Origin of the sequence: Pseudomonas sp. MWU13-3659, from assembly GCF_023757525.1 — a bacterium.
Classification (GTDB): Bacteria; Pseudomonadota; Gammaproteobacteria; order Pseudomonadales; family Pseudomonadaceae; genus Aquipseudomonas; species Aquipseudomonas entomophila_E.
In genome coordinates this window covers 31,828-49,394 of the sequence record NZ_JAMSHW010000023.1, presented here as the reverse complement: position 1 = coordinate 49,394, position 17,567 = coordinate 31,828, and the positions used below count along the sequence as shown (strand labels likewise).

20 protein-coding genes are annotated in these 17,567 nt (G+C 66.7%); 3 read left to right on the top strand and 17 right to left on the bottom strand.

The genetic code is table 11. The features are described 5' to 3' along the window. Positions 1-13: 13 nt before the first annotated feature. From purT to NGM28_RS22210, 5 genes are all read right to left on the bottom strand, one after another. On the bottom strand, positions 14-1,195 hold the full coding sequence (gene purT / locus NGM28_RS22230; RefSeq protein ID WP_252091471.1) for a formate-dependent phosphoribosylglycinamide formyltransferase: 1,182 nt from the start codon (positions 1,193-1,195) through the stop codon (positions 14-16). Between the two features lie 74 nt (positions 1,196-1,269). Further along, complete coding sequence (locus NGM28_RS22225; RefSeq protein WP_252091469.1) at positions 1,270-1,737, bottom strand: VUT family protein; 468 nt, start codon at positions 1,735-1,737, stop codon at positions 1,270-1,272. Positions 1,738-1,881: 144 nt separating this feature from the next. Then, a complete protein-coding gene (locus NGM28_RS22220) occupies positions 1,882-2,076 on the bottom strand; it encodes a DUF1289 domain-containing protein (protein ID WP_240065100.1) in 195 nt (64 codons plus the stop codon). Next, on the bottom strand, positions 2,069-2,593 hold the full coding sequence (locus NGM28_RS22215; RefSeq protein ID WP_240065099.1) for a gamma carbonic anhydrase family protein: 525 nt from the start codon (positions 2,591-2,593) through the stop codon (positions 2,069-2,071). Before NGM28_RS22215 ends, NGM28_RS22220 begins: the two co-directional genes overlap by 8 nt. A 44-nt stretch (positions 2,594-2,637) precedes the next feature. Beyond that, positions 2,638-3,237 carry a CoA pyrophosphatase gene (locus NGM28_RS22210; RefSeq protein ID WP_240065098.1) on the bottom strand — a complete coding sequence of 200 codons (600 nt, stop codon included), beginning with the start codon at positions 3,235-3,237 and terminating at the stop codon, positions 2,638-2,640. Between the two features lie 133 nt (positions 3,238-3,370). On the opposite strand from NGM28_RS22210, the gene NGM28_RS22205 reads away from it, so the two are divergent. Then, positions 3,371-3,925 (top strand): NUDIX hydrolase, encoded by a 555-nt coding sequence (locus tag NGM28_RS22205; RefSeq protein ID WP_240065097.1) that lies wholly within the window; start codon positions 3,371-3,373, stop codon positions 3,923-3,925. A 19-nt stretch (positions 3,926-3,944) separates the two neighbouring features. Then, positions 3,945-4,493 (top strand): L,D-transpeptidase family protein, encoded by a 549-nt coding sequence (locus NGM28_RS22200; protein WP_213658047.1) that lies wholly within the window; start codon positions 3,945-3,947, stop codon positions 4,491-4,493. A 123-nt stretch (positions 4,494-4,616) separates the two neighbouring features. Here the strand turns inward: NGM28_RS22200 and NGM28_RS22195 are convergent, their stop codons facing one another. From NGM28_RS22195 to NGM28_RS22140, 12 genes are read right to left on the bottom strand one after another with little or no spacing between them, the layout of a single operon-like run. Next, on the bottom strand, positions 4,617-5,276 hold the full coding sequence (locus NGM28_RS22195; RefSeq protein WP_252091467.1) for a type II secretion system protein N: 660 nt from the start codon (positions 5,274-5,276) through the stop codon (positions 4,617-4,619). Then, positions 5,273-5,659, bottom strand: a complete 387-nt coding sequence (gene gspM, locus NGM28_RS22190; protein ID WP_252091465.1) for a type II secretion system protein GspM — start codon at positions 5,657-5,659, stop codon at positions 5,273-5,275. The genes NGM28_RS22195 and gspM overlap by 4 nt, the downstream gene beginning before the upstream one ends. Beyond that, positions 5,656-6,732, bottom strand: a complete 1,077-nt coding sequence (locus NGM28_RS22185; RefSeq protein WP_240065094.1) for a GspL/Epsl periplasmic domain-containing protein — start codon at positions 6,730-6,732, stop codon at positions 5,656-5,658. Before NGM28_RS22185 ends, gspM begins: the two co-directional genes overlap by 4 nt. Further along, positions 6,729-7,319: a prepilin-type N-terminal cleavage/methylation domain-containing protein gene (locus tag NGM28_RS22180; RefSeq protein ID WP_252091463.1), complete on the bottom strand. Its 591-nt coding sequence runs from the start codon at positions 7,317-7,319 to the stop codon at positions 6,729-6,731. The genes NGM28_RS22185 and NGM28_RS22180 overlap by 4 nt, the downstream gene beginning before the upstream one ends. After that, positions 7,316-7,684, bottom strand: coding sequence for a type II secretion system protein GspI (locus NGM28_RS22175; protein ID WP_240065092.1), 369 nt, complete (start codon positions 7,682-7,684; stop codon positions 7,316-7,318). The genes NGM28_RS22180 and NGM28_RS22175 overlap by 4 nt, the downstream gene beginning before the upstream one ends. Next, positions 7,681-8,118: a type II secretion system minor pseudopilin GspH gene (gene gspH / locus NGM28_RS22170; RefSeq protein ID WP_252091493.1), complete on the bottom strand. Its 438-nt coding sequence runs from the start codon at positions 8,116-8,118 to the stop codon at positions 7,681-7,683. Before gspH ends, NGM28_RS22175 begins: the two co-directional genes overlap by 4 nt. A 1-nt stretch (position 8,119) precedes the next feature. Beyond that, on the bottom strand, positions 8,120-8,554 hold the full coding sequence (gene gspG, locus NGM28_RS22165; RefSeq protein WP_240065091.1) for a type II secretion system major pseudopilin GspG: 435 nt from the start codon (positions 8,552-8,554) through the stop codon (positions 8,120-8,122). Between the two features lie 14 nt (positions 8,555-8,568). Further along, positions 8,569-9,771 carry a type II secretion system inner membrane protein GspF gene (gene gspF, locus NGM28_RS22160; protein ID WP_252091461.1) on the bottom strand — a complete coding sequence of 401 codons (1,203 nt, stop codon included), beginning with the start codon at positions 9,769-9,771 and terminating at the stop codon, positions 8,569-8,571. A gap of 3 nt (positions 9,772-9,774) precedes the next feature. Further along, positions 9,775-11,214 (bottom strand): GspE/PulE family protein, encoded by a 1,440-nt coding sequence (locus NGM28_RS22155; RefSeq protein ID WP_252091491.1) that lies wholly within the window; start codon positions 11,212-11,214, stop codon positions 9,775-9,777. Next, positions 11,214-13,169 carry a type II secretion system secretin GspD gene (gene gspD / locus NGM28_RS22150; RefSeq protein ID WP_252091460.1) on the bottom strand — a complete coding sequence of 652 codons (1,956 nt, stop codon included), beginning with the start codon at positions 13,167-13,169 and terminating at the stop codon, positions 11,214-11,216. The genes NGM28_RS22155 and gspD overlap by 1 nt, the downstream gene beginning before the upstream one ends. A 3-nt stretch (positions 13,170-13,172) precedes the next feature. Further along, positions 13,173-13,598, bottom strand: a complete 426-nt coding sequence (locus NGM28_RS22145) for a pilus assembly protein PilZ (protein WP_240065088.1) — start codon at positions 13,596-13,598, stop codon at positions 13,173-13,175. Next, positions 13,595-15,238 carry a bifunctional UDP-sugar hydrolase/5'-nucleotidase gene (locus NGM28_RS22140; protein WP_252091459.1) on the bottom strand — a complete coding sequence of 548 codons (1,644 nt, stop codon included), beginning with the start codon at positions 15,236-15,238 and terminating at the stop codon, positions 13,595-13,597. The genes NGM28_RS22145 and NGM28_RS22140 overlap by 4 nt, the downstream gene beginning before the upstream one ends. Before the next feature lie 223 nt (positions 15,239-15,461). Here NGM28_RS22140 and NGM28_RS22135 point away from each other — a divergent pair, with 223 nt between their 5' ends. Next, positions 15,462-17,537 (top strand): PhoX family protein, encoded by a 2,076-nt coding sequence (locus NGM28_RS22135; protein WP_252091458.1) that lies wholly within the window; start codon positions 15,462-15,464, stop codon positions 17,535-17,537. Positions 17,538-17,567: the final 30 nt, after the last annotated feature.

Here is a 17,567-nt window from a genome sequence, read left to right as displayed (position 1 = left end):
CAGCAATCTCAGATCAGAACTCGACCTTGACCGCTTGCGAGGCGCGGGTCGCCTTGGCACGAGCGGCCTCGACCGACTCATCGCGCGCCAGGCACACGCCCATGCGGCGGGTACCATTGATTTCCGGCTTGCCGAACAGGCGAATGGCGGTATCCGGCTCGCTCAAGGCTGCACCGAGGTTGGCGAAGCTGGTCTGCTGCGACTGCCCCTCCGGCAGGATCACCGCCGAAGCCGACGGACCGAACTGGCGAACTACCGGGATCGGCAGGCCGAGAATGGCGCGGGCATGCAGGGCGAACTGCGACAGGTCCTGGGAAATCAGGGTCACCAGGCCAGTGTCATGCGGGCGTGGCGAAACTTCGCTGAACCACACCTGGTCGCCCTTGACGAACAACTCCACGCCGAACAGGCCACGGCCACCCAGTGCGTCAGTGACCGCCTGCGCCACGCGCTGCGACTCGGCCAGCGCTTTCGGGCTCATGGCCTGGGGCTGCCAGGACTCTTGATAGTCGCCCTTCTCCTGACGGTGGCCGACCGGCTCGAGGAAGGTGGTGCCGCCCACATGGCGCACGGTCAGCAGGGTGATTTCATACTCGAAGTCGATGAAGCCCTCGATGATCACCCGGCCCTTGCCTGCACGGCCGCCTTCCTGGGCATAGTCCCAGGCCTTCTGCAGATCGTCGGCGCTGCGCAGCAGGCTCTGGCCCTTGCCCGAGGAGCTCATCACCGGCTTGACCACGCAGGGGTAGCCCAGGTCGGTGACCGCCTTGCTGTAGTCCTCGAAGGTGTCGGCGAAGTGGTACGGCGAGGTCGGCAGGTCCAGCTCTTCGGCGGCCAGGCGGCGGATGCCTTCGCGGTTCATGGTCAGCTGGGTGGCGCGAGCGGTGGGCACGACGTTGAAGCCTTCGTTCTCCAGCTCCACCAGGGTGGCGGTGGCGATGGCCTCGATCTCGGGGACGATGTAGTGCGGTTTCTCCGCCTCGATCACTGCACGCAGGGCCACGCCGTCGAGCATGTTGATCACATGGCTGCGGTGCGCGACCTGCATGGCCGGGGCATTGGCGTAGCGGTCAACGGCGATCACCTCGACCCCCAGGCGCTGCAACTCGATCACCACTTCCTTGCCCAGCTCGCCGCAGCCGCACAGCAGTACACGGGTCGCAGTCGGCGACAATGGGGTTCCGATACGGGTCATTTCAGGTCCTCGAAGGCGTCCGGGGCCGCGCCACGCTGGCTGCCGCCCGCTGAAAAATGGACCAGTATTCTACATCAGGATGCGGCGATCGCGCGCCGCGCCCGCCAGGCCATGATCAGCCACACCGCCGTGACCCCGGTGAACTTCGAGGCCAGTGCCGTGCCGATCACCGCCGGTGTCAGCGCACCGATCATGCCGAAGAAGATGAAGGTGTCCACCGGGATGCTCAGGGCCGAGCTCAGCCACAGGCGATCACGCAGGGGGCGGCGGGTGACGCTGAACACCAGCCAGTCGATCAACTCGGAGACGAAGAACGCAGTGGCGCTGGCCAGGGCGATGGCCGGCTCGGAGGTGGCATAGGACAGCACCAGCGCCACCAGCATCGCCAGCAACGCGCCGTGGCCGTAGCGGGTCTGCACCATGTCGCGCAGGATGAACACCAGCCCCCCCCAGGCGGACCAGATAACGTCCAGGTGCGGCGCGCTGGAGAAGGCGTAGTTGATCAGCACCACGCTGCTGATGTAGGCGACGAGATAGATCATGGTCTGGGTATTCAGGTGGGCAAGCCGCTCAGAGTAGCGTCGGGCCAGCCACTGGACAAGCCCGCGATCCCTTGTAGGAGCCTGCTTTGCTGGCGAATGTACGCGGGCAAGGCTACGCCTTGCGTTCGCCAGCAAGGCTGGCGCCTACAGGCCGATGATCAAGCCTGCGGCGACTGCCCGCTCGTGGCAAAGCTTGAGCACGGCACGGCGCTCCGCGTTGTCCATCCGCCCCCAGCGGGTGATTTCGGCCACCGTGCGCTGGCAGCCGGTGCAGATGTCCTGCTCGTCCAGCGCGCAGATGCTGACACAAGGCGAGGCCACCGGCTTTTCGTCACTCATCGTCAACTACCAGGTCACGGGCATAGCGCTGGGCGTTGTGCACGTAATGGGCGGCGCTGGCTTCAAGCATGCGCTTCTGCTGCTCGGTCAGCTCGCGCACCACCTTGCCTGGCGAGCCCATCACCAGCGAACCGTCGGGGATTTCCTTGCCTTCCGGAATCAGCGCGTTGGCGCCGATGATGCAATGCTTGCCGATGCGCGCACCGTTGAGGATGACCGCGTTGATGCCGATGAGGCTGTAGTCGCCCACCGTGCACCCATGCAGCATGGCGTTATGGCCGATGGTCACGCCCTTGCCGATGTTCAGCGGCGAGCCCATGTCGGTGTGCATCACCGTGCCGTCCTGGACGTTGCTATCCTCGCCGATGTCGATCAACTCGTTGTCGCCACGCAACACCGCGCCGAACCACACACTGGCACGGGCCTGCAGGCGCACCTTGCCGATCAGGGTGGCGTTGGGCGCGGCCCAACTGCTGGGGTGGGTCTCGACCCGCAGGTCGCCCAGGCGATATTTCATGTCTCGCTCCTCACGGCTTAAGCAGATGACGGGGTGGGCCCCGTTCAGTTCTGGATGAAACGTTCCGGTGGCTGGTGCAGGCTGATGCCGGCATCGAACAGCACATTGACCAGCTCGACGATCATGATCGCCGACAGCCCCCAGATCTTGTAGTCGCCGTAACGGTAGCTGGGCACGTACCAGCTGCGGCCCTGATAGTCGATGCGGTGGGTGTGCTCGCGCGGATCCTGGCGGAAGAACGCCAGCGGCACAGTGAACACGGCGGCGATTTCCGCATCGTTGGCGCGGTACTCGACGTAATCGGGGATCAGCCCGACGAACGGTGTCACCTTCAACCCATGCAACGAGATCAGTGGGCTGAGCGGACCGAGCACCTCGACCAGGCCGGGGGGCAGGCCGATTTCCTCCTCGGCTTCGCGCAGGGCGGTGAACACCAGGTCCGGGTCTTCCGGATCGCGCCGGCCGCCAGGGAACGCCACTTCTCCGCCATGGGTGGAAAGCCCCTTGGCACGGAGCGTCAGCACCAGCTCCGGCTCTTCGCCACGGGTGATGGGCAGCAGCACCGCCGCTTCGGGGAAACGGCGGTCCGTCTCCAGTGACGCGGGGGTATGGTTGCTCATTCGGCGAAGAAGCTCGTCCAGCATTACGCACTCTCGATTCCAAGGCCTGCCCTGCATGATGCACCAAAGCCGCGAGGCACCCAAGCCCCGCCCGCGGTCCGCTTGCGGTGGGCGGGTCGGGCGCGCCAAGATAGCCCGACCACACAGGAATGAAAGCATGAAATTCTGCAGCGCGTGCGGCCAGCCGGTCACCCAGCGAATCCCCGAAGGCGACAGCCGCCCGCGGTATGTCTGCGACCATTGCCAGACCATCCACTACCAGAACCCCAACATCGTCGCCGGGGTGCTGCCCACCTGGGGCAGCCAGGTGCTGCTGTGCCGCCGCGCCATCGAGCCGCGCCGGGGCTTCTGGACCTTGCCGGCCGGTTTCATGGAGAACGGCGAGACGCTCGACCAAGCCGCCCGTCGCGAAACCGTCGAGGAAGCCTGCGCCCGGGTGGGTGAAACCCACCTGTACCAGCTGTTCGACCTGCCGCACATCAACCAGGTGCATGTGTTCTTCCGCGCCGAGCTCACGGACCTCGACTTCGCCGTGGGCGTCGAGAGCCTGGAAGTGCGGTTGTTCGAAGAACATGAGATCCCATGGAGCGAGCTGGCTTTCCGGACCGTCACACGCACACTAGAATGCTACTATCGCGACCGCATCAGGCAGCTCTACCCGATTGGCCATGAATACCTGCCGCCGATGAACGTCTCGTCGTCCACCACCTAAGTCTCAGGGATACGGTTTCATGCGCTGGTTGCTTGCCCTCTTCTGCCTCAGTGTCGCCTCGGTGTCGCAGGCTGCCTTCACCGAAACCATCATTCGCAAGCCGCCATCGGCCGTGCAACCTGCCGCGACCGTCCCCCAAGGCCCCATGATCGACAAGGTGCTGGTGCTCAAGTCCGAGCGCCGCTTGCAACTGATCAGCCGCGGCGAACCGCTCAAGACCTACCGCATCTCACTAGGCAAGCAGCCCAAGGGCGCCAAGGAGCGCGAGGGCGACAAGAAGACCCCCGAAGGCCTGTACTGGCTGGACTGGCGCAAGGTCAGCGACCGCTACAACCTGGCCATGCACATCTCCTACCCGAACATCACCGATGCCGCCAAGGCTCGGCGTGACGGGGTGGCGGCCGGCAGCATGATCATGATCCACGGTACACCGATCAACGAGGAGTACCCGGAGTGGTACTTCCACACCCTCGACTGGACCGAAGGCTGCATCGCCATGCGCAACGACGACATGCGCGAGGTGTGGAGCATGGTCAAGGACGGCACCATGATCGAGATCCGCCCCTGAGCCATCGAAGCACGCCTACCCTGTAGGAGCCGGCTTTGCCGGCGAATGCGGTAGTGATCCCACCGACGCAATCGCGGGTAAACCCGCTCCTACAGGTATCGCGCGCGCCTCAAGATCTATTCACTACCACCTGATTTCCCGCTGCCCTTGCAACGTCTCGGCACCCAGCCACTGCACCCCACGCAGCACCGGTGTCAGCGCCGCGTCGGGCTGCACCTCGACACTCACCTGAGCCCGTCGCGCCAGCAGATCGCCGCTCACCACCAGACGATGCTGTCCATCCAGGCTCAACTGCCCTGATGCCCGCCAGCCATCCGCGCAGTTCATCTCGATACCACCCTGCCCCAGCCCCAACGACCACGGTTCGACCATCGCCAGGTCATTCACCTCGAGCCGCCCCTTTGCCTCACGGCATCGCCCACCACCTCCTTGCAGACGCAGCGCGCCTTGCCACTGCCCGGCCAGGCGATACCCTGGGGCGAAGCTGGGCTGGGCCCCCAAGGCCTCGACCTCGGCTTGCCACCGCCAGGGCCAGCCACTGGCATGCAACCGCCATCCCTGCCCCTGGAACCCCATCCACACCTGCGCGTCCCGGTGCCACGGCCGCAACTCCCAACGCAAGGGGCCAACCGCCCCCAGGCGCATCGCTTGCCCTTGCCACAGGCTCCCCATCACACCCTCCACCGGCAGCCCGCTTATCCATGCCAGCCAAGCCGCAGGCAGCTCGGCCAGCAGGCTCAGGCAGAACACCAGCATCAGCCAGGCCACCATACGCCGGCTCAAGGCTGCACCTGCACATCGAAGCGCAACCCGTCACCCTCTCGCGATAACCCCCACTGCACCAACCGCACACCCTCCGTACGAAGTGCCTGCAACCAGTCCTGCAAAGCCTGGGCATTATCGACCTTGCCTCGCACCTGCCAGACTTCATCCTGCGCCTGCACTTCAAGCAACTCGACACGCCGGGCCTGGGCCGACTGGCGCAGGCGCTCAAGGCTCAGCGTCGGCCCGGTTCGCATCCCGACCACCGACTCGGCCAAGGCGCGCCATTGCGCCAGCTCCCGCCAATAACCAAGCCCTTCGCGAAACACCAGGAAGCACGCCAGCAACGCAACCAGCAGCCAGGCCAGCAGCATCCGCCGTCGTTGCAACCATTCGCGGCTCATGTGGCCACCTCCAGGTCGAACACCACGTGACGGGCGCCCTCCTCGACTTGGACCTGGGCGCCCACGGCCGTCGCCATCTCCTGCCAGGGTGGAATAGCTCCGTCCCCCTCCAGCGCCAAGCGCCAATGCCGACCCTCGAAACGCACGGCCTGCAACCGCCAGCCAGGGTTCGCCTGCAGCCAGGCCTGCAACTGCGCCTGCAACCCGTCCAGCCGGCGCAGGCGTAGTTGCTCTTCGCCATGACTGTCACGCAAGCGCTTGAGCGCCTGGGCCGCCTGACGTGATGTGGCCTGCGGGCCGGTCACGGCCAGCACCTGCTCACGATAGGCCTGAGCCTGGCGCCATTGCTGGGCCAGCCAGAGACCACCCCAGGTGACAGCCAACGCGATGCAGGCAAGGGCGAGCCGTCGCTGTACCGGCGCCAGCCGAGGGAACTGACGTGGGCTTCGCGCCTCGAAAAAGCCAGGCAGGCCCTCCAACTGCGCCAGTTCCACGGGCCAGTCTCCCTCCACAAAAACCCGCGCACCTGCCGGCCAAACCATGGCGGGCACCTGGCCGAGCGAGTCGGGCCAGGCCAGCCAATGGATACGCCCCTCGTCCTCCTTCCCAAGGTGCAAGACTTGTTCGCCCCGCCGCCATTGCCAGCATTTCCCCGCCTCAGGTTCAGGCAGCAACTGAAACTCCCCCCAACAGCGCTCGACAGGCAACGCCCATTCGACGCACTGCGCACGCCATTCAAGCAATCGCTGCCGGGCCACCACCAGAAGCCGCAGTTGGCCCGCAGGCCGGTCGATGCAGGCACAATCCACTTCATCTGCCCCCTGCAACAGCCGGTCCTCCAGCAACAGCGGCCACTCCTCGCGCTTGAGCCCAGGCGGCGCGACCAACTGGAAGTGACTGCAATGTTCACCCGGAACAATCAAGGCGACCCGCGCCGACAGGCCCGCAGGTGGCATGCCCTGCCCCTGGCGCGTGGCCACGCCCTGCTCCACCAGCACCCAGTCCCACACCGGGCCTGGGCGCAGCAACAGCCATGGCCGCAGCGGCGTACGACGCCGCCACTCAAGTCTCACGAACGCCCCCAGGGCAGCACGAAGGTACAGGCATAAGGTGCTCCATCACGCACGAACTCCAGGCGCACACCCCGTCCGGGGTGCGTCGGTTGATCGGAAGGCCAGGCCAGCCACTGGCCGGACTGGTGGTAAAGCAGGCTCATCGCGCCCACCCGCTCCAGCCGTTCGCGCACCACCCAGTACGGGGCTGCGGCGGCATACAGATCGGCGGAGGTTTCCACCAGCAACTGCTGCTCACGCGGTTCGAAACGCAGGCGCTGACGTTGCAGGCGCGAACCATCTTCGGCCTGCGGCCATGCCGCGGCGGCCACCCAGAGCAGTTGCTGGCGGTCGGGCTGCCAATCGAGCCAGCGCACCGGCAAGGGCAGGCGTTGTTCATACACCCGGCGCAGCACCGGGCTGTCGAAGCGCCGCTCAAGCGCCAGGCAGAAGTCCACCACCTGGGTTTCCCGCTGCGGCTGATCGAGCCGCTCACGCACTCTCAGCCAGCCATTGACCAACGCCGCCAGCAGCAAGCCCAGCAACGCGGTCAACGCCAAAGCCACCATCAGTTCGATCAGGGTCATGCCCACCTGCCTTCGCTTCATGGGCGCTCCAGGAACACGGTGTACTGCCCCAGCGGCAGGCGCTGGTCACGGTCGGCATACAACAGCAGTTCGCCGCGGCGAAGGTCGCGCACGCCCGTGCGCCGCAACTGCAAGTGCCAATGGCAAACCTGCGCGCCCTGGGTCAGCTCGCCTGCGTCTTCATTGGCCGCAGGCCAGTACTGCTCGACCGCGAAGCGCGCCTGCAACTCACGGGCGCAGAGCACACCGAGTCGATGCTGCTGCACCGTGTCCTGCACCGCCAGGCGTTGGCGCAAGACCTGGCTGGTGATCACCGCCAACACGGCGGCGATCGCCAACGCGACGCTCACTTCAAGCAGCGTGAAACCCTGTTGCCTGCACTTCATTGGGCGCGGCTCACCTGCAAGCGGCCATCACGGCCCCAGTGCCAGCCCTGGCTGCCAGCGGCCCACTGCCAACGCACACTGACGGGCCGGGCCCAACCGTCGGGGGTGAACACCAGCACCGGCGCCGGGCTGCTTGGCCAGTCCGGGCGCAGGCCCTTGGGCCACTCGCCCAGGGCGACCGGCTCGACCACCCAGCGTCCACGCTCCTGGCGCACGAACTGCGGGCGCTGGCCGTTCCAGCGCAGGCCACGCAACTGCCCGGCATGACGCGCCAGTTCGCCCTGGGCCACGGTCGCAGTCGCCAAACGCTCCAGCGCCTGATCGACCCCGGCATTGCCGCTGTCGAGCCAGGCCACGGCCAGGCTGGTCATCAACCCGGCGATGGCCAGCACCACCAGCAGCTCGAGCAGACTGAAACCACCCTGCCGACGCACGTCACAGCGCCCAGTTGCCCAGGTCGGCATCCAGCCCTTCGCCGCCTGGCACGCCATCGGCGCCCAGCGAAAACACATCGACCCGGCCATGTTCACCAGGCATGCGGTACTGGTACGGTGTGCCCCACGGATCTTCCGGCAGGCGGCGGATATAGCCATCGCTGCGCCAGCTGCGCGGCAGCGGTTCCTGCGTGGGCTTCTTCGCCAACGCGGCCAGGCCCTGTTCGTTGCTGGGGAAGCGCAGGTTGTCCAGGCGGTACATGTCCAGCGCCTGCTCCAGGGTGGCCAGGTCGGCCATCACCTTCTGCTTCATCGCCTTGTCCTGGTTGCCCAGCACGCTGGGCGCGACCACGGCGATCAGCAGGCCGATGATGAAGATCACCACCATGATCTCCATCAGGGTGAAGCCGCCCTGGCGCTTGTGTCGTTGCTGCATCGAAGTTCTCCTTGTCACAGTTGCAATCCCTGGTTGAGCTGCATGATCGGCAGCAGCACCGCCAGCACGATGAACAGCACCACGCCACCCATCACCAGGATCATCAGCGGCTCGAACAGTGCCATCGCGGTGTCCACCTGGCGGGCGAAGCCGCGCTCCTGGTCATCGGCCACCCGTTCGAGCATGTCGGCCAGGGTGCCGCTGGCTTCGCCGCTGCCGACCATGTTCACCAACAGCGGCGGAAACTGGCCGGCGCCGTCCAGCGCCCGATGCAGGCTGGTGCCGCCTTGCACCTGCAGGCGCGCCTGCTCCATCGCCACGCGGATACGCCGGTTACCGACCGTCTCGGTGGCCACTTGCAATGCTTCGAGCAGGGCCACGCCGCTGCCGCAGAGGATCGCCAGGCTGCGCGCCAGCCGCGCGCTCTCCAGCACCTGCAGCACCTGGCCGATGCGCGGCAGGCGCAGCAGCAGGTCGTCGCGGCACAGGCACCAGTGGGGCTTGCGCAGCAGCCGGGCGGCGAACAGCGTCAGCATGAGCGCCAGCACCAACAGGTATGGCCCGGCATGGACCAGCCCCTGGCTGAGGCCGATCAGCAACGAAGTGATGAAAGGCAGGCTCTGCCCGGAATGGGCGAATTGTTCGGTGAGCTTGGGCACCACGAAGGTCATCAGGCCGACCACCACCGCCAGCGACACGCCCATCAGCACTGCCGGGTAGATCAACGCGGTGCGTGCCTTGTGGCGCTGGCGCTGCACCTGCTCGAGGTGATCGGCCAGACGCGCCAGCACCTGGCCCAGACGGCCCGAGCGCTCGCCGGCCTCGACCAGCGCGCAGTAAAGCCCAGTAAACGGCGCCCCCTGGCGCGCCAGGCTACGGGCCAGCCCCAGTCCTTCAGCGAGGGAGCCACGCAAGGCCACCAACACGGCGTGCAGGGCCGGCTGGCGCAGCTGCCGTTCCAGGGTGGCCAGGGCATCTACCAACGGGATACCGGCGCCGACCAGGGTCGCCAGCTGGCGGGTCAGCTCGCACAACTGGGCACGGCTCAAACGCTGGCGCCGTGGCTGGGCCTGGCCGGCTTCATGGCGCTGCAGGTGCCGGGCGAACAACCCCCGCTCGCGCAGCAACTGGCGCGCATGGCGCTCGCTGTCGGCCTGCACGCTGGCCTTGTGCGCCTTGCCGGCGAGGTCCACGGCCTGGTAGCGATAAGTCGGCATAGGTCAGCCCTGCACCACGCGCAACACTTCGGCGAGGCTGGTCTGGCCCTGCGCCAGGCAGTCGGCGGCCATCGCCACCAGGCTCTGCCGGCGCCCCTCCAGGTAGGCCTGCATGGCCAGTTCGCTCTGGCCGTCGTAGAGCAACGCCACCAGCCCGTCGTCCAGCTCGATGAATTCGTACAACCCCAGGCGCCCGACATAGCCGCTGCCCTGGCAACGCTCGCAACCCACCGGATGATAGGTTTCGACCAGTTGCGGCCACAGCTCGCGCTCCGCGCTATGCAGCGGCCGCGCCACCGCACAGGCGCACAGCCGCCGCACCAGGCGCTGGGCCAGCACACCGCGCAGGCACGAGGCAATCAGGAACGGCTCGACCCCCATGTCACGCAGGCGGGTCACTGCCCCCACGGCACTGTTGGTATGCAGTGTCGACAGCACCAGGTGCCCGGTGAGGCTGGCCTGCACGGCTATCTGTGCAGTTTCCTGATCGCGGATCTCACCCAGCATGATCACATCCGGGTCCTGCCGCAGGATGGCCCGCAGGCCACTGGCGAAGGTCAAGCCGGCCCGTGGGTTGATGGCGGTCTGGCCGATGCCGGCGATGGCGTATTCGACCGGGTCCTCGACGGTGAGGATGTTGCGGCTGCCGTCGTTGAGACTGTTGAGGCTGGCGTACAGGGTGGTGGTCTTGCCCGAGCCGGTGGGGCCAGTGGACAGCACGATGCCGTTGGGCCGCGCCAGGCAGCTGCGCAAGCCGCGCAGCACGGCGACGGGCATGCCCAGGTTGTCCAGCGCCAACAGGCTGGCCTGCTTGTCGAGCACGCGCATCACCACCCGTTCGCCGTGGATACCGGGCAGGGTCGAGACCCGCACATCCACCTCGCGCCCGGCGGCGCGCAGGGTGATGCGACCATCCTGGGGCTGGCGCTTCTCGGCGATATCCAGCCGGGCCATCACCTTGATCCGCGACACCAGCATCGCCGACAGCGCCCGCGGTGGGCGCAGCACTTCGCGCAGATGACCGTCGACCCGCAAGCGCACCACCAGGCTCTGCTCGAAGGTTTCGATATGGATATCCGAGGCGCGCAGGCGCAGGGCCTGGCCGAACAGGCCGTTGATCAGGCGGATCACCGGCGCTTCGTCGTCGCTTTCCAGCAGGTCCTCGATGCGCGGCATCTCGCTCATCAGGCTGTCGAGGTCGACCTGTTCGCCAATACCTTCGATCAACGCCTCGGTCGCCGCCTCGCCGGCCTGGTAGAGCTGGCCGAGGCGCTCGTCGAACTGAGCGTCGTCAAGGTGTTCCAGCGCACTTGGCTGGCCATGGACCCGCAACAGCTCCTGGAGCTGGTCACTGTCGGCGTCGCTGCGCAGCCACAACTGCCAGCCGCCTTCGGCAGGCGCCATGGCCAGGCCTGTCTGACGCGCCAGGCGATAAGGCAGCATCACCAGTCCCCGCCTTCGAGCCGCGCACGGCTGGCCGGGAACGCCTGCAGCAACGGCATGCCTTCGGCCAGCGCCGGCAGCTTGAGCGATGTGCCCTGTTGTAAACTTTGGTACTTCTGCTGGCTGAGCCCGGCCAGGCTCTCGCCGTCGCGCAGGATGCGCGGGCGGATGAACACCATCAGGTTCTGCTTGGTGCCCTTGCTGGCATCGGAACGGAACAGCCGGCCCAGGCCGGGAATATCGCCGAGTAACGGCACACGCTGGTTGCTGGTGCTCCGCTCATCGCTGATCAACCCACCGAGGATCACCAGGCCGTTGTCCTCGACCATGACCTTGGTCTTGATCTCGCGCTTGTTGGTGATCACATCGCTGGCGGCGCGGGACTCGGCAATCGACGACACCTCCTGGACGATGTCCAGGCGCACGCTGTTGTCGACGTTGACCTGCGGCTTGATGCGCAGCTTCACCCCGACTTCCTTGCGCTCGATGGTCTGGTAGGGGTTGGCGTTGTTCTGGGTGACGGAACCGGTGACGAAGGGCACTTCCTGGCCCACCAGGATCGACGCCTCGGCGTTGTCGAGGGTCAGCAGGGTCGGGGTGGACAGCAGGTTGAAGCCGCTTTTGCCCTTGAGCGCGTTGACCAGCATGGCGAAGTTGAAGCCGCCGCCGAAATGACCGAAGCCGGCCGTGGCGCCGGTGGTCGCCGACAGCAGCTTGCCGAGCTTTTCGTTGTCGCCGCTGCTGGCCGCGCCGGCGATATTGGCGATGTTCACCCCGTTGCTGCCGAAGTTGACGATGCCCGCGCCGAACTTTTCGTCGGCGAACAGCCATTGCACGCCCAACTCCTGGGCGCTGCTGTCGGAGACTTCGGCGATGATTGCCTCGACCACCACCTGCGCCCGACGGATATCCAACTGCTCGACGATGCTGCGGTAGGCGGCCAGCTCGCTGTCGGGGCCGACCATGACCACAGCGTTGGTGCCTTCTTCATATTCGAGGCGAATGCCGGAATCGCTGGCCGCCTGCAACGGCTTGTCCTTGCCCTCGCCCTCGCCGCCCTCGGTCGGGGCCGCGCCCGACTGGCTCAGCCCGCGCAGCACCTTGACCACTTCGGCGGCATTGGCGTGGCGCAGGTACATCACTTGGGTGTTGCTGCTGTGCAGGTTTTCACTGGGCCGGTCCAACTGGGCGAGCAAGGCGCGCACGCGCTCGCGGCTGTCGGCGCTGCCTCGCACCAGCAGGGCGTTGCTGCGCGGATCGGCGACCACCTGGGCGCTGTCGGCGCCCTGTTCACGGGCCAGCAGCCGGGTCACCAGCCCCGCCGTGTCAGCGGCGCTGGCATGCTTGAGCGGCATCACCTGCAATGGCTCGTCGCTGACCTGGTCGAGCTGACGCAACAGGCTGTCGATGCGCTCGAGGTTGCTGCGCCAGTCGGTAATCACCAGCAGGTTGGCGGCCGGGTATGGGGTGATCACCCCCACCCGCGGGTCGATCAGTGGCTTGAGGATGTTGAGCATCTGCTCGCTGGCGGCGTTGCGCACATTGAACACCCGGGTGGCCACGCCATCACTGCCTTCGGACTTCTTGCCGGGCCGCTCCACCGGCACCGGCTCCAGGCGCGCGGCCTGGTCGGGAACGATCTTCACGCTGCCGTTGGGCAGGTCAACCGTGGCGAAACCCTGGGCGCGCAGCTGCGCCAGGAAGATGTCGTAGATGGCGTCGGCATCATGGCGATCGACCGTGCGCACGGTGACCTTGCCCTGCACCCGCGGGTCGACGATGAAAGTGGTGCCGGTAATGCGCGACACGCTGTCGATAAACTCGCCCAGCTCGGTGTCGACGAAGTTCACCTCATACAGCGGCGTGCCGTCGTCGGCGAACACTTCCGGCTCCTCGGCCCAGGCCAGGGACAGGCCCAGGGTCAGCAACCCGGCCAGGCAGTAGCGTGCGATCATCATTCATCCTTGGCGCTTGAAGCCGGTCACGGCGGGGCGTGGCGGCCAGGGCAGGCGCTCGCGCCGCCCGTGGTTGTCGAAAATCAGGCCTTGTGCGTCGATATCCTGCAGCACGATGCCCGGCGCCAGGCGCTGGCCACGGCCCAGGGTGCGCACCTGCTCACCATGGCGCAAAACCACCACGCTGGCCGACAGCGGCTGGGCCTTGAGCCCGCCCAGGTAATGCAGGGGCAAGCGGGTGATAGGGATGACGCCATCGTCGACCGGTGCCTGCCAATGGCCCACCAGCAAGCCTGGCAACGGCGTTTCGGCCTGCGGCGCAGCCTGGGCCGGCAGTGGCTGGCGGCTGAGCAGCAGCACGCATTGCGCCGCCAACCAGGCGACGAGGGTCAGCAACAGGCCGGTGACGATGCGCTGCGTACCGATCACACCGCCTCCTGGCGCGGGTGCCAGCCGGGGTGGCCCTGCACGTAGCGCACGTCGGGCAGTTGCAACGGTGCCAGTCGCCAGCCCGGCGCCTGCCGTGCCAGCCAGGCTTCGACGGTTTGCCACAACGGCACGCCCGCCTGGGCGTCGACATGCAGGCCAAAGGTCCGGCACAGCCCCTGCACGGGTTCGAACCCGGCGATGCGCTTGCCGGTCGGGCTGTAGTTCACGTGCCAGGCTTGGGCCTGCCAGCGTGGCAGGTCCTGGCTGTTGTCCAGCAGCAGCGGGTCGCCGAACAACTGCTCGGCGGCATTCTCCAGCACCTGCTCGACAGGTTGCGCGGGCACTTCGAGCACCGGTGCGGGGTAACCCCCGGTCAGGCTGATCAGGTGTTCGCGGGTGATGGAATCACCGGCCTGCACAGGAAAGTCGTAGCGCAGGCCCGGCAGCAGCACCGGCATGCTCGAACCGTCGGCCAGGGCCTGGTGCAACAGGTTGTCCCAGCTACCGCCACGGGTATCGCGACGCCACAGCGCTTGCGGCGCCCGGGCCAGTGGTTGGTCGAGCCAGGCGGCATGGCCGCTGCGCTGTTGCTGCAACACGCCCCGCAACTGAGCGGCCCGGGTCAGGGTGCCAGAAGGGAGGCTTTGCTCGAACGCGGGGAAGAACCGGGCGTCGAACTGCCATTGCCCCCCCGTCTGCCGGCACCGTAGGCGAAACGCGCCACTGGCCCGGCAACCAGCGAACAGCACCGGCACCCGCCGTCCACTGGCCTGGGTGGCCTGCACCGGTGCAGGCCACAGGTCCTGGCCCCGGGCACACAACAGTACGTCGATTTCCGGGATTCGCTCGGCCAACCACAGGCCCGGCCCGCTGCCGACATCGGCCAGGGCCACCACCAGGTCCCCCTCGCGACGCGCCTGCTGGAAGCTGGGCAACAACGACTGGTACCACTGCTTGAGAGAGGCCTTCTGGTCCTGGGCATAGGGATCGGTGACGCCGACCACCGCCACGCGCACGCCGCCACGCTGGAACACATGCACACCCGCGACACCCAGCGCCTTGGCCTGCTCGCTGGCCAGGCCCGCGCCCAGGGTAATAGAGGAAGACTGCCGATACAGTGCTGCACTGCGCTGGGGCCAGAGTACGCGTTCGTCGCTGCTGACTCGCGCCTCGCTGCCCAGCAGTTGGCTGCCCTGCACGCCACTCTCGCCCTGGGTAAGGTAGGCCAGGCCACTGCCATTCCAACACTGACCGTTCTCCAGGGTCAGGCAGTGTTCGGCACCAGCCTCGCCACGCAACTGTTCAAGCAGCGCCGCCAGCACTGCATAGCCACCCAACCGAGCTTGCGCGGCCTGAGTGGCATCGAGCAATGGTGCCAGCTCCGGCTGCGCGGCGCGGGCATTCGGGCCGCTCATCCACGGTGCGCGCCCCAAATGGCTTACCGGACCGAGGCGAGTCGCCGGGACCACGGCCTGGCCCGGCAGGCGGGCGTCGAGCGTGTCGGCCACGTACAGCAGGTCTACCGACCGCTCACCGCCAGCACCGGGCAACGGCAGCGCGGAACAGGCGCCGAGCAGCGGTGCCAGCGCACCGATGCCCATCCAGCCGATCACGTCACGCCTGCCCAAGTTGCTTGCCATCGACCCCGCCATCCTTATCCGAGTACACGTTGGGTCCCGGATAGTGCGGCGTTCTCGTGACAGTTTAATGGCAGAAAGGTGCTGTTAATTCCAAAGCATTATTTATTCAACCCTATTAAGAACCGTCCGTTTTAACGGCACGTAACATTTCTGCAAATCAATCATCATACTTACGCCCTAAAGTCGCTGTTTCCTCCCACTCAGCCAACATAAGGACACCCTGATGAGTCGAGAATCCGGCGACAACCTGGACCGCAACCCGAGCGACAACCTGCCGATGGCCAGCGTCATGGACGCCTACCTGAGCCGTCGGAGCGTGGTGCGCGGCAGCCTCGGTGCGGCCATTGCGATGATCGCCGGCGCAGGCCTCGGCGGCTGCTTCGACAGCGGCGGCGGCTCCAACCATGACGACCCGGTCAGCGAACCACCAGTGACCACCCCGGATCCGAAACCGGAAAAACCCAAGCTCAAGCTCGGTTTCAATTCCATCGCAGGCTCGCGCACCGACGCCTGCGTGGTCGCCGCCGGCTACAGCGCCTATGTGCTGGCGCCCTGGGGCACGCCGATCAACAGCAACGGCAACCCGTGGAAGTCCGATGGCAGCAACACCTCCACCGACCAGGCCAATGCCATGGGCATGCACCATGACGGCATGCACTTCTTCCCCATCAACGGCAGCTCCGACGACGGCTTGCTGGCGATCAACTTCGAATACATCGACACCGCGGCCCTGCACCCGGCCGGCCCGACCACCGACGCCAGCGGCAAGCGCCCGGCCGAGGAAGTGCGCAAGGAGATCAATGCCCACGGCGCCGGCGTGGTGCGCCTGACCAAGGTCAACGGCCGCTGGCAGGTGATCCAGAACGACCCGCTCAATCGCCGCTTCACTACCGCCTCGCTGATGAACATCGCCGGCCCCCTGCGTGGTACCGACCACGTCAAGACCAAGTTCTCGCCCACCGGCACCCAGTGCCGCGGCACCAACAACAACTGCGGCAACGGCTACACCCCGTGGGGCACCTACCTGACCTGCGAGGAAAACTGGCCCGGCATCTTCGTCAACAAGGGCACCCGCCCGGCCAACCAGACCCGCATCGGCGTGGGCAGTTCAAGTGGCCAGTACAAGTGGGAAAGTGCGGCGGGCGATACCAGTGAAGTGGCCGACGAGTTCGCCCGTTTCAACATCACTCCGACCGGTGCCAGCGCCACCAGCGACTACCGCAACGAGGCCAGCACCTACGGCTACATCGTCGAGATCGACCCGTACAACAGCGCCACCCTGGCAGTGAAGCGCACCGCCCTCGGCCGCTTCCGCCACGAAGGCTGCTGCCCCGGCCTGCCGGTGGCGGGCAAGCCGCTGGTCTGGTACACCGGCGACGACTCCAACAACGAATACCTCTACAAGTTCGTATCCGACGCAGTCTGGGACCCGGCAGACGCCAGCCCCGCCGACCGCCTGGCCACCGGCGCCAAGTACATGGACAAGGGCAAGCTCTACGTGGCGCGCTTCAACGCCGACGGCAAGGGCGTGTGGCTGCTGCTCGACGTCGCCACCGCGACCACCAACGGCAGCACCCTGGGCGCTCTGTTCGGCGACCTGCCGGGGATCATCCTCAACACCCGTGGTGCCGCCGACGCCGTGGGCGCGACGCCCATGGACCGCCCCGAGTGGACCGCCGTCAACCCGCTCAACGGCGACGTCTACCTCACCCTCACCAACAACAGCGCGCGCACCGCCGCCAAGGTCGATGCCGCCAACCCGCGCGGGCCGAACCGCCACGGCCATATCATCCGCTGGCACGACAGCGACGATCACAAGAGCTTCACCTGGGACATCTTCGTGTTCGGCGCCAACGCCGCCGGCGCTCCGGATATCAACCGCTCCGGCCTGACCGAACTGAACCAGTTCGCCAGCCCCGACGGCATGAGTTTCGATAGCCGTGGCGTACTGTGGTTCGAGACCGACAACGGCGAAACCACCCTGACCAACTACACCAACGACCAGTTGCTGGCGGTGATCCCCACCGACCTGGTCGACGCCACGGGCAAGCAGGTGCCGATCAACGCCACCAACCAGGCCGACCTGCGGCGCTTCTTCGTCGGCCCCAATGGCTGCGAAGTGACCGGCATCACCTTCACCCCGGACAACAAGACGCTGTTCATCAACATCCAGCACCCGGACAACTGGCCCTACACCGACAAGGCCACCGACACCACCCCGGCCGGCAGCACGGTGCGCCCACGGGCCGCGACCGTGGTGATCCAGCGCAACGACGGCGGCGAGATCGGCACCGCCTGATCACGTTGCTCGAGGGGCGCCCCGCGCCCC

Coding starts and splice junctions, on each gene's coding strand:
- purT (WP_252091471.1), bottom strand. CDS start 1,195: ATGACCCGTATCGGAACCCCATTGTCGCCGACTGCGACCCGTGTACTG.
- NGM28_RS22225 (WP_252091469.1), bottom strand. CDS start 1,737: ATGATCTATCTCGTCGCCTACATCAGCAGCGTGGTGCTGATCAACTAC.
- NGM28_RS22220 (WP_240065100.1), bottom strand. CDS start 2,076: ATGAGTGACGAAAAGCCGGTGGCCTCGCCTTGTGTCAGCATCTGCGCG.
- NGM28_RS22215 (WP_240065099.1), bottom strand. CDS start 2,593: ATGAAATATCGCCTGGGCGACCTGCGGGTCGAGACCCACCCCAGCAGT.
- NGM28_RS22210 (WP_240065098.1), bottom strand. CDS start 3,237: ATGCTGGACGAGCTTCTTCGCCGAATGAGCAACCATACCCCCGCGTCA.
- NGM28_RS22205 (WP_240065097.1), top strand. CDS start 3,371: ATGAAATTCTGCAGCGCGTGCGGCCAGCCGGTCACCCAGCGAATCCCC.
- NGM28_RS22200 (WP_213658047.1), top strand. CDS start 3,945: ATGCGCTGGTTGCTTGCCCTCTTCTGCCTCAGTGTCGCCTCGGTGTCG.
- gspM (WP_252091465.1), bottom strand. CDS start 5,659: ATGAGCCGCGAATGGTTGCAACGACGGCGGATGCTGCTGGCCTGGCTG.
- NGM28_RS22180 (WP_252091463.1), bottom strand. CDS start 7,319: ATGAAGCGAAGGCAGGTGGGCATGACCCTGATCGAACTGATGGTGGCT.
- NGM28_RS22175 (WP_240065092.1), bottom strand. CDS start 7,684: ATGAAGTGCAGGCAACAGGGTTTCACGCTGCTTGAAGTGAGCGTCGCG.
- gspG (WP_240065091.1), bottom strand. CDS start 8,554: ATGCAGCAACGACACAAGCGCCAGGGCGGCTTCACCCTGATGGAGATC.
- gspF (WP_252091461.1), bottom strand. CDS start 9,771: ATGCCGACTTATCGCTACCAGGCCGTGGACCTCGCCGGCAAGGCGCAC.
- NGM28_RS22155 (WP_252091491.1), bottom strand. CDS start 11,214: ATGCTGCCTTATCGCCTGGCGCGTCAGACAGGCCTGGCCATGGCGCCT.
- gspD (WP_252091460.1), bottom strand. CDS start 13,169: ATGATCGCACGCTACTGCCTGGCCGGGTTGCTGACCCTGGGCCTGTCC.
- NGM28_RS22140 (WP_252091459.1), bottom strand. CDS start 15,238: ATGGCAAGCAACTTGGGCAGGCGTGACGTGATCGGCTGGATGGGCATC.
- NGM28_RS22135 (WP_252091458.1), top strand. CDS start 15,462: ATGAGTCGAGAATCCGGCGACAACCTGGACCGCAACCCGAGCGACAAC.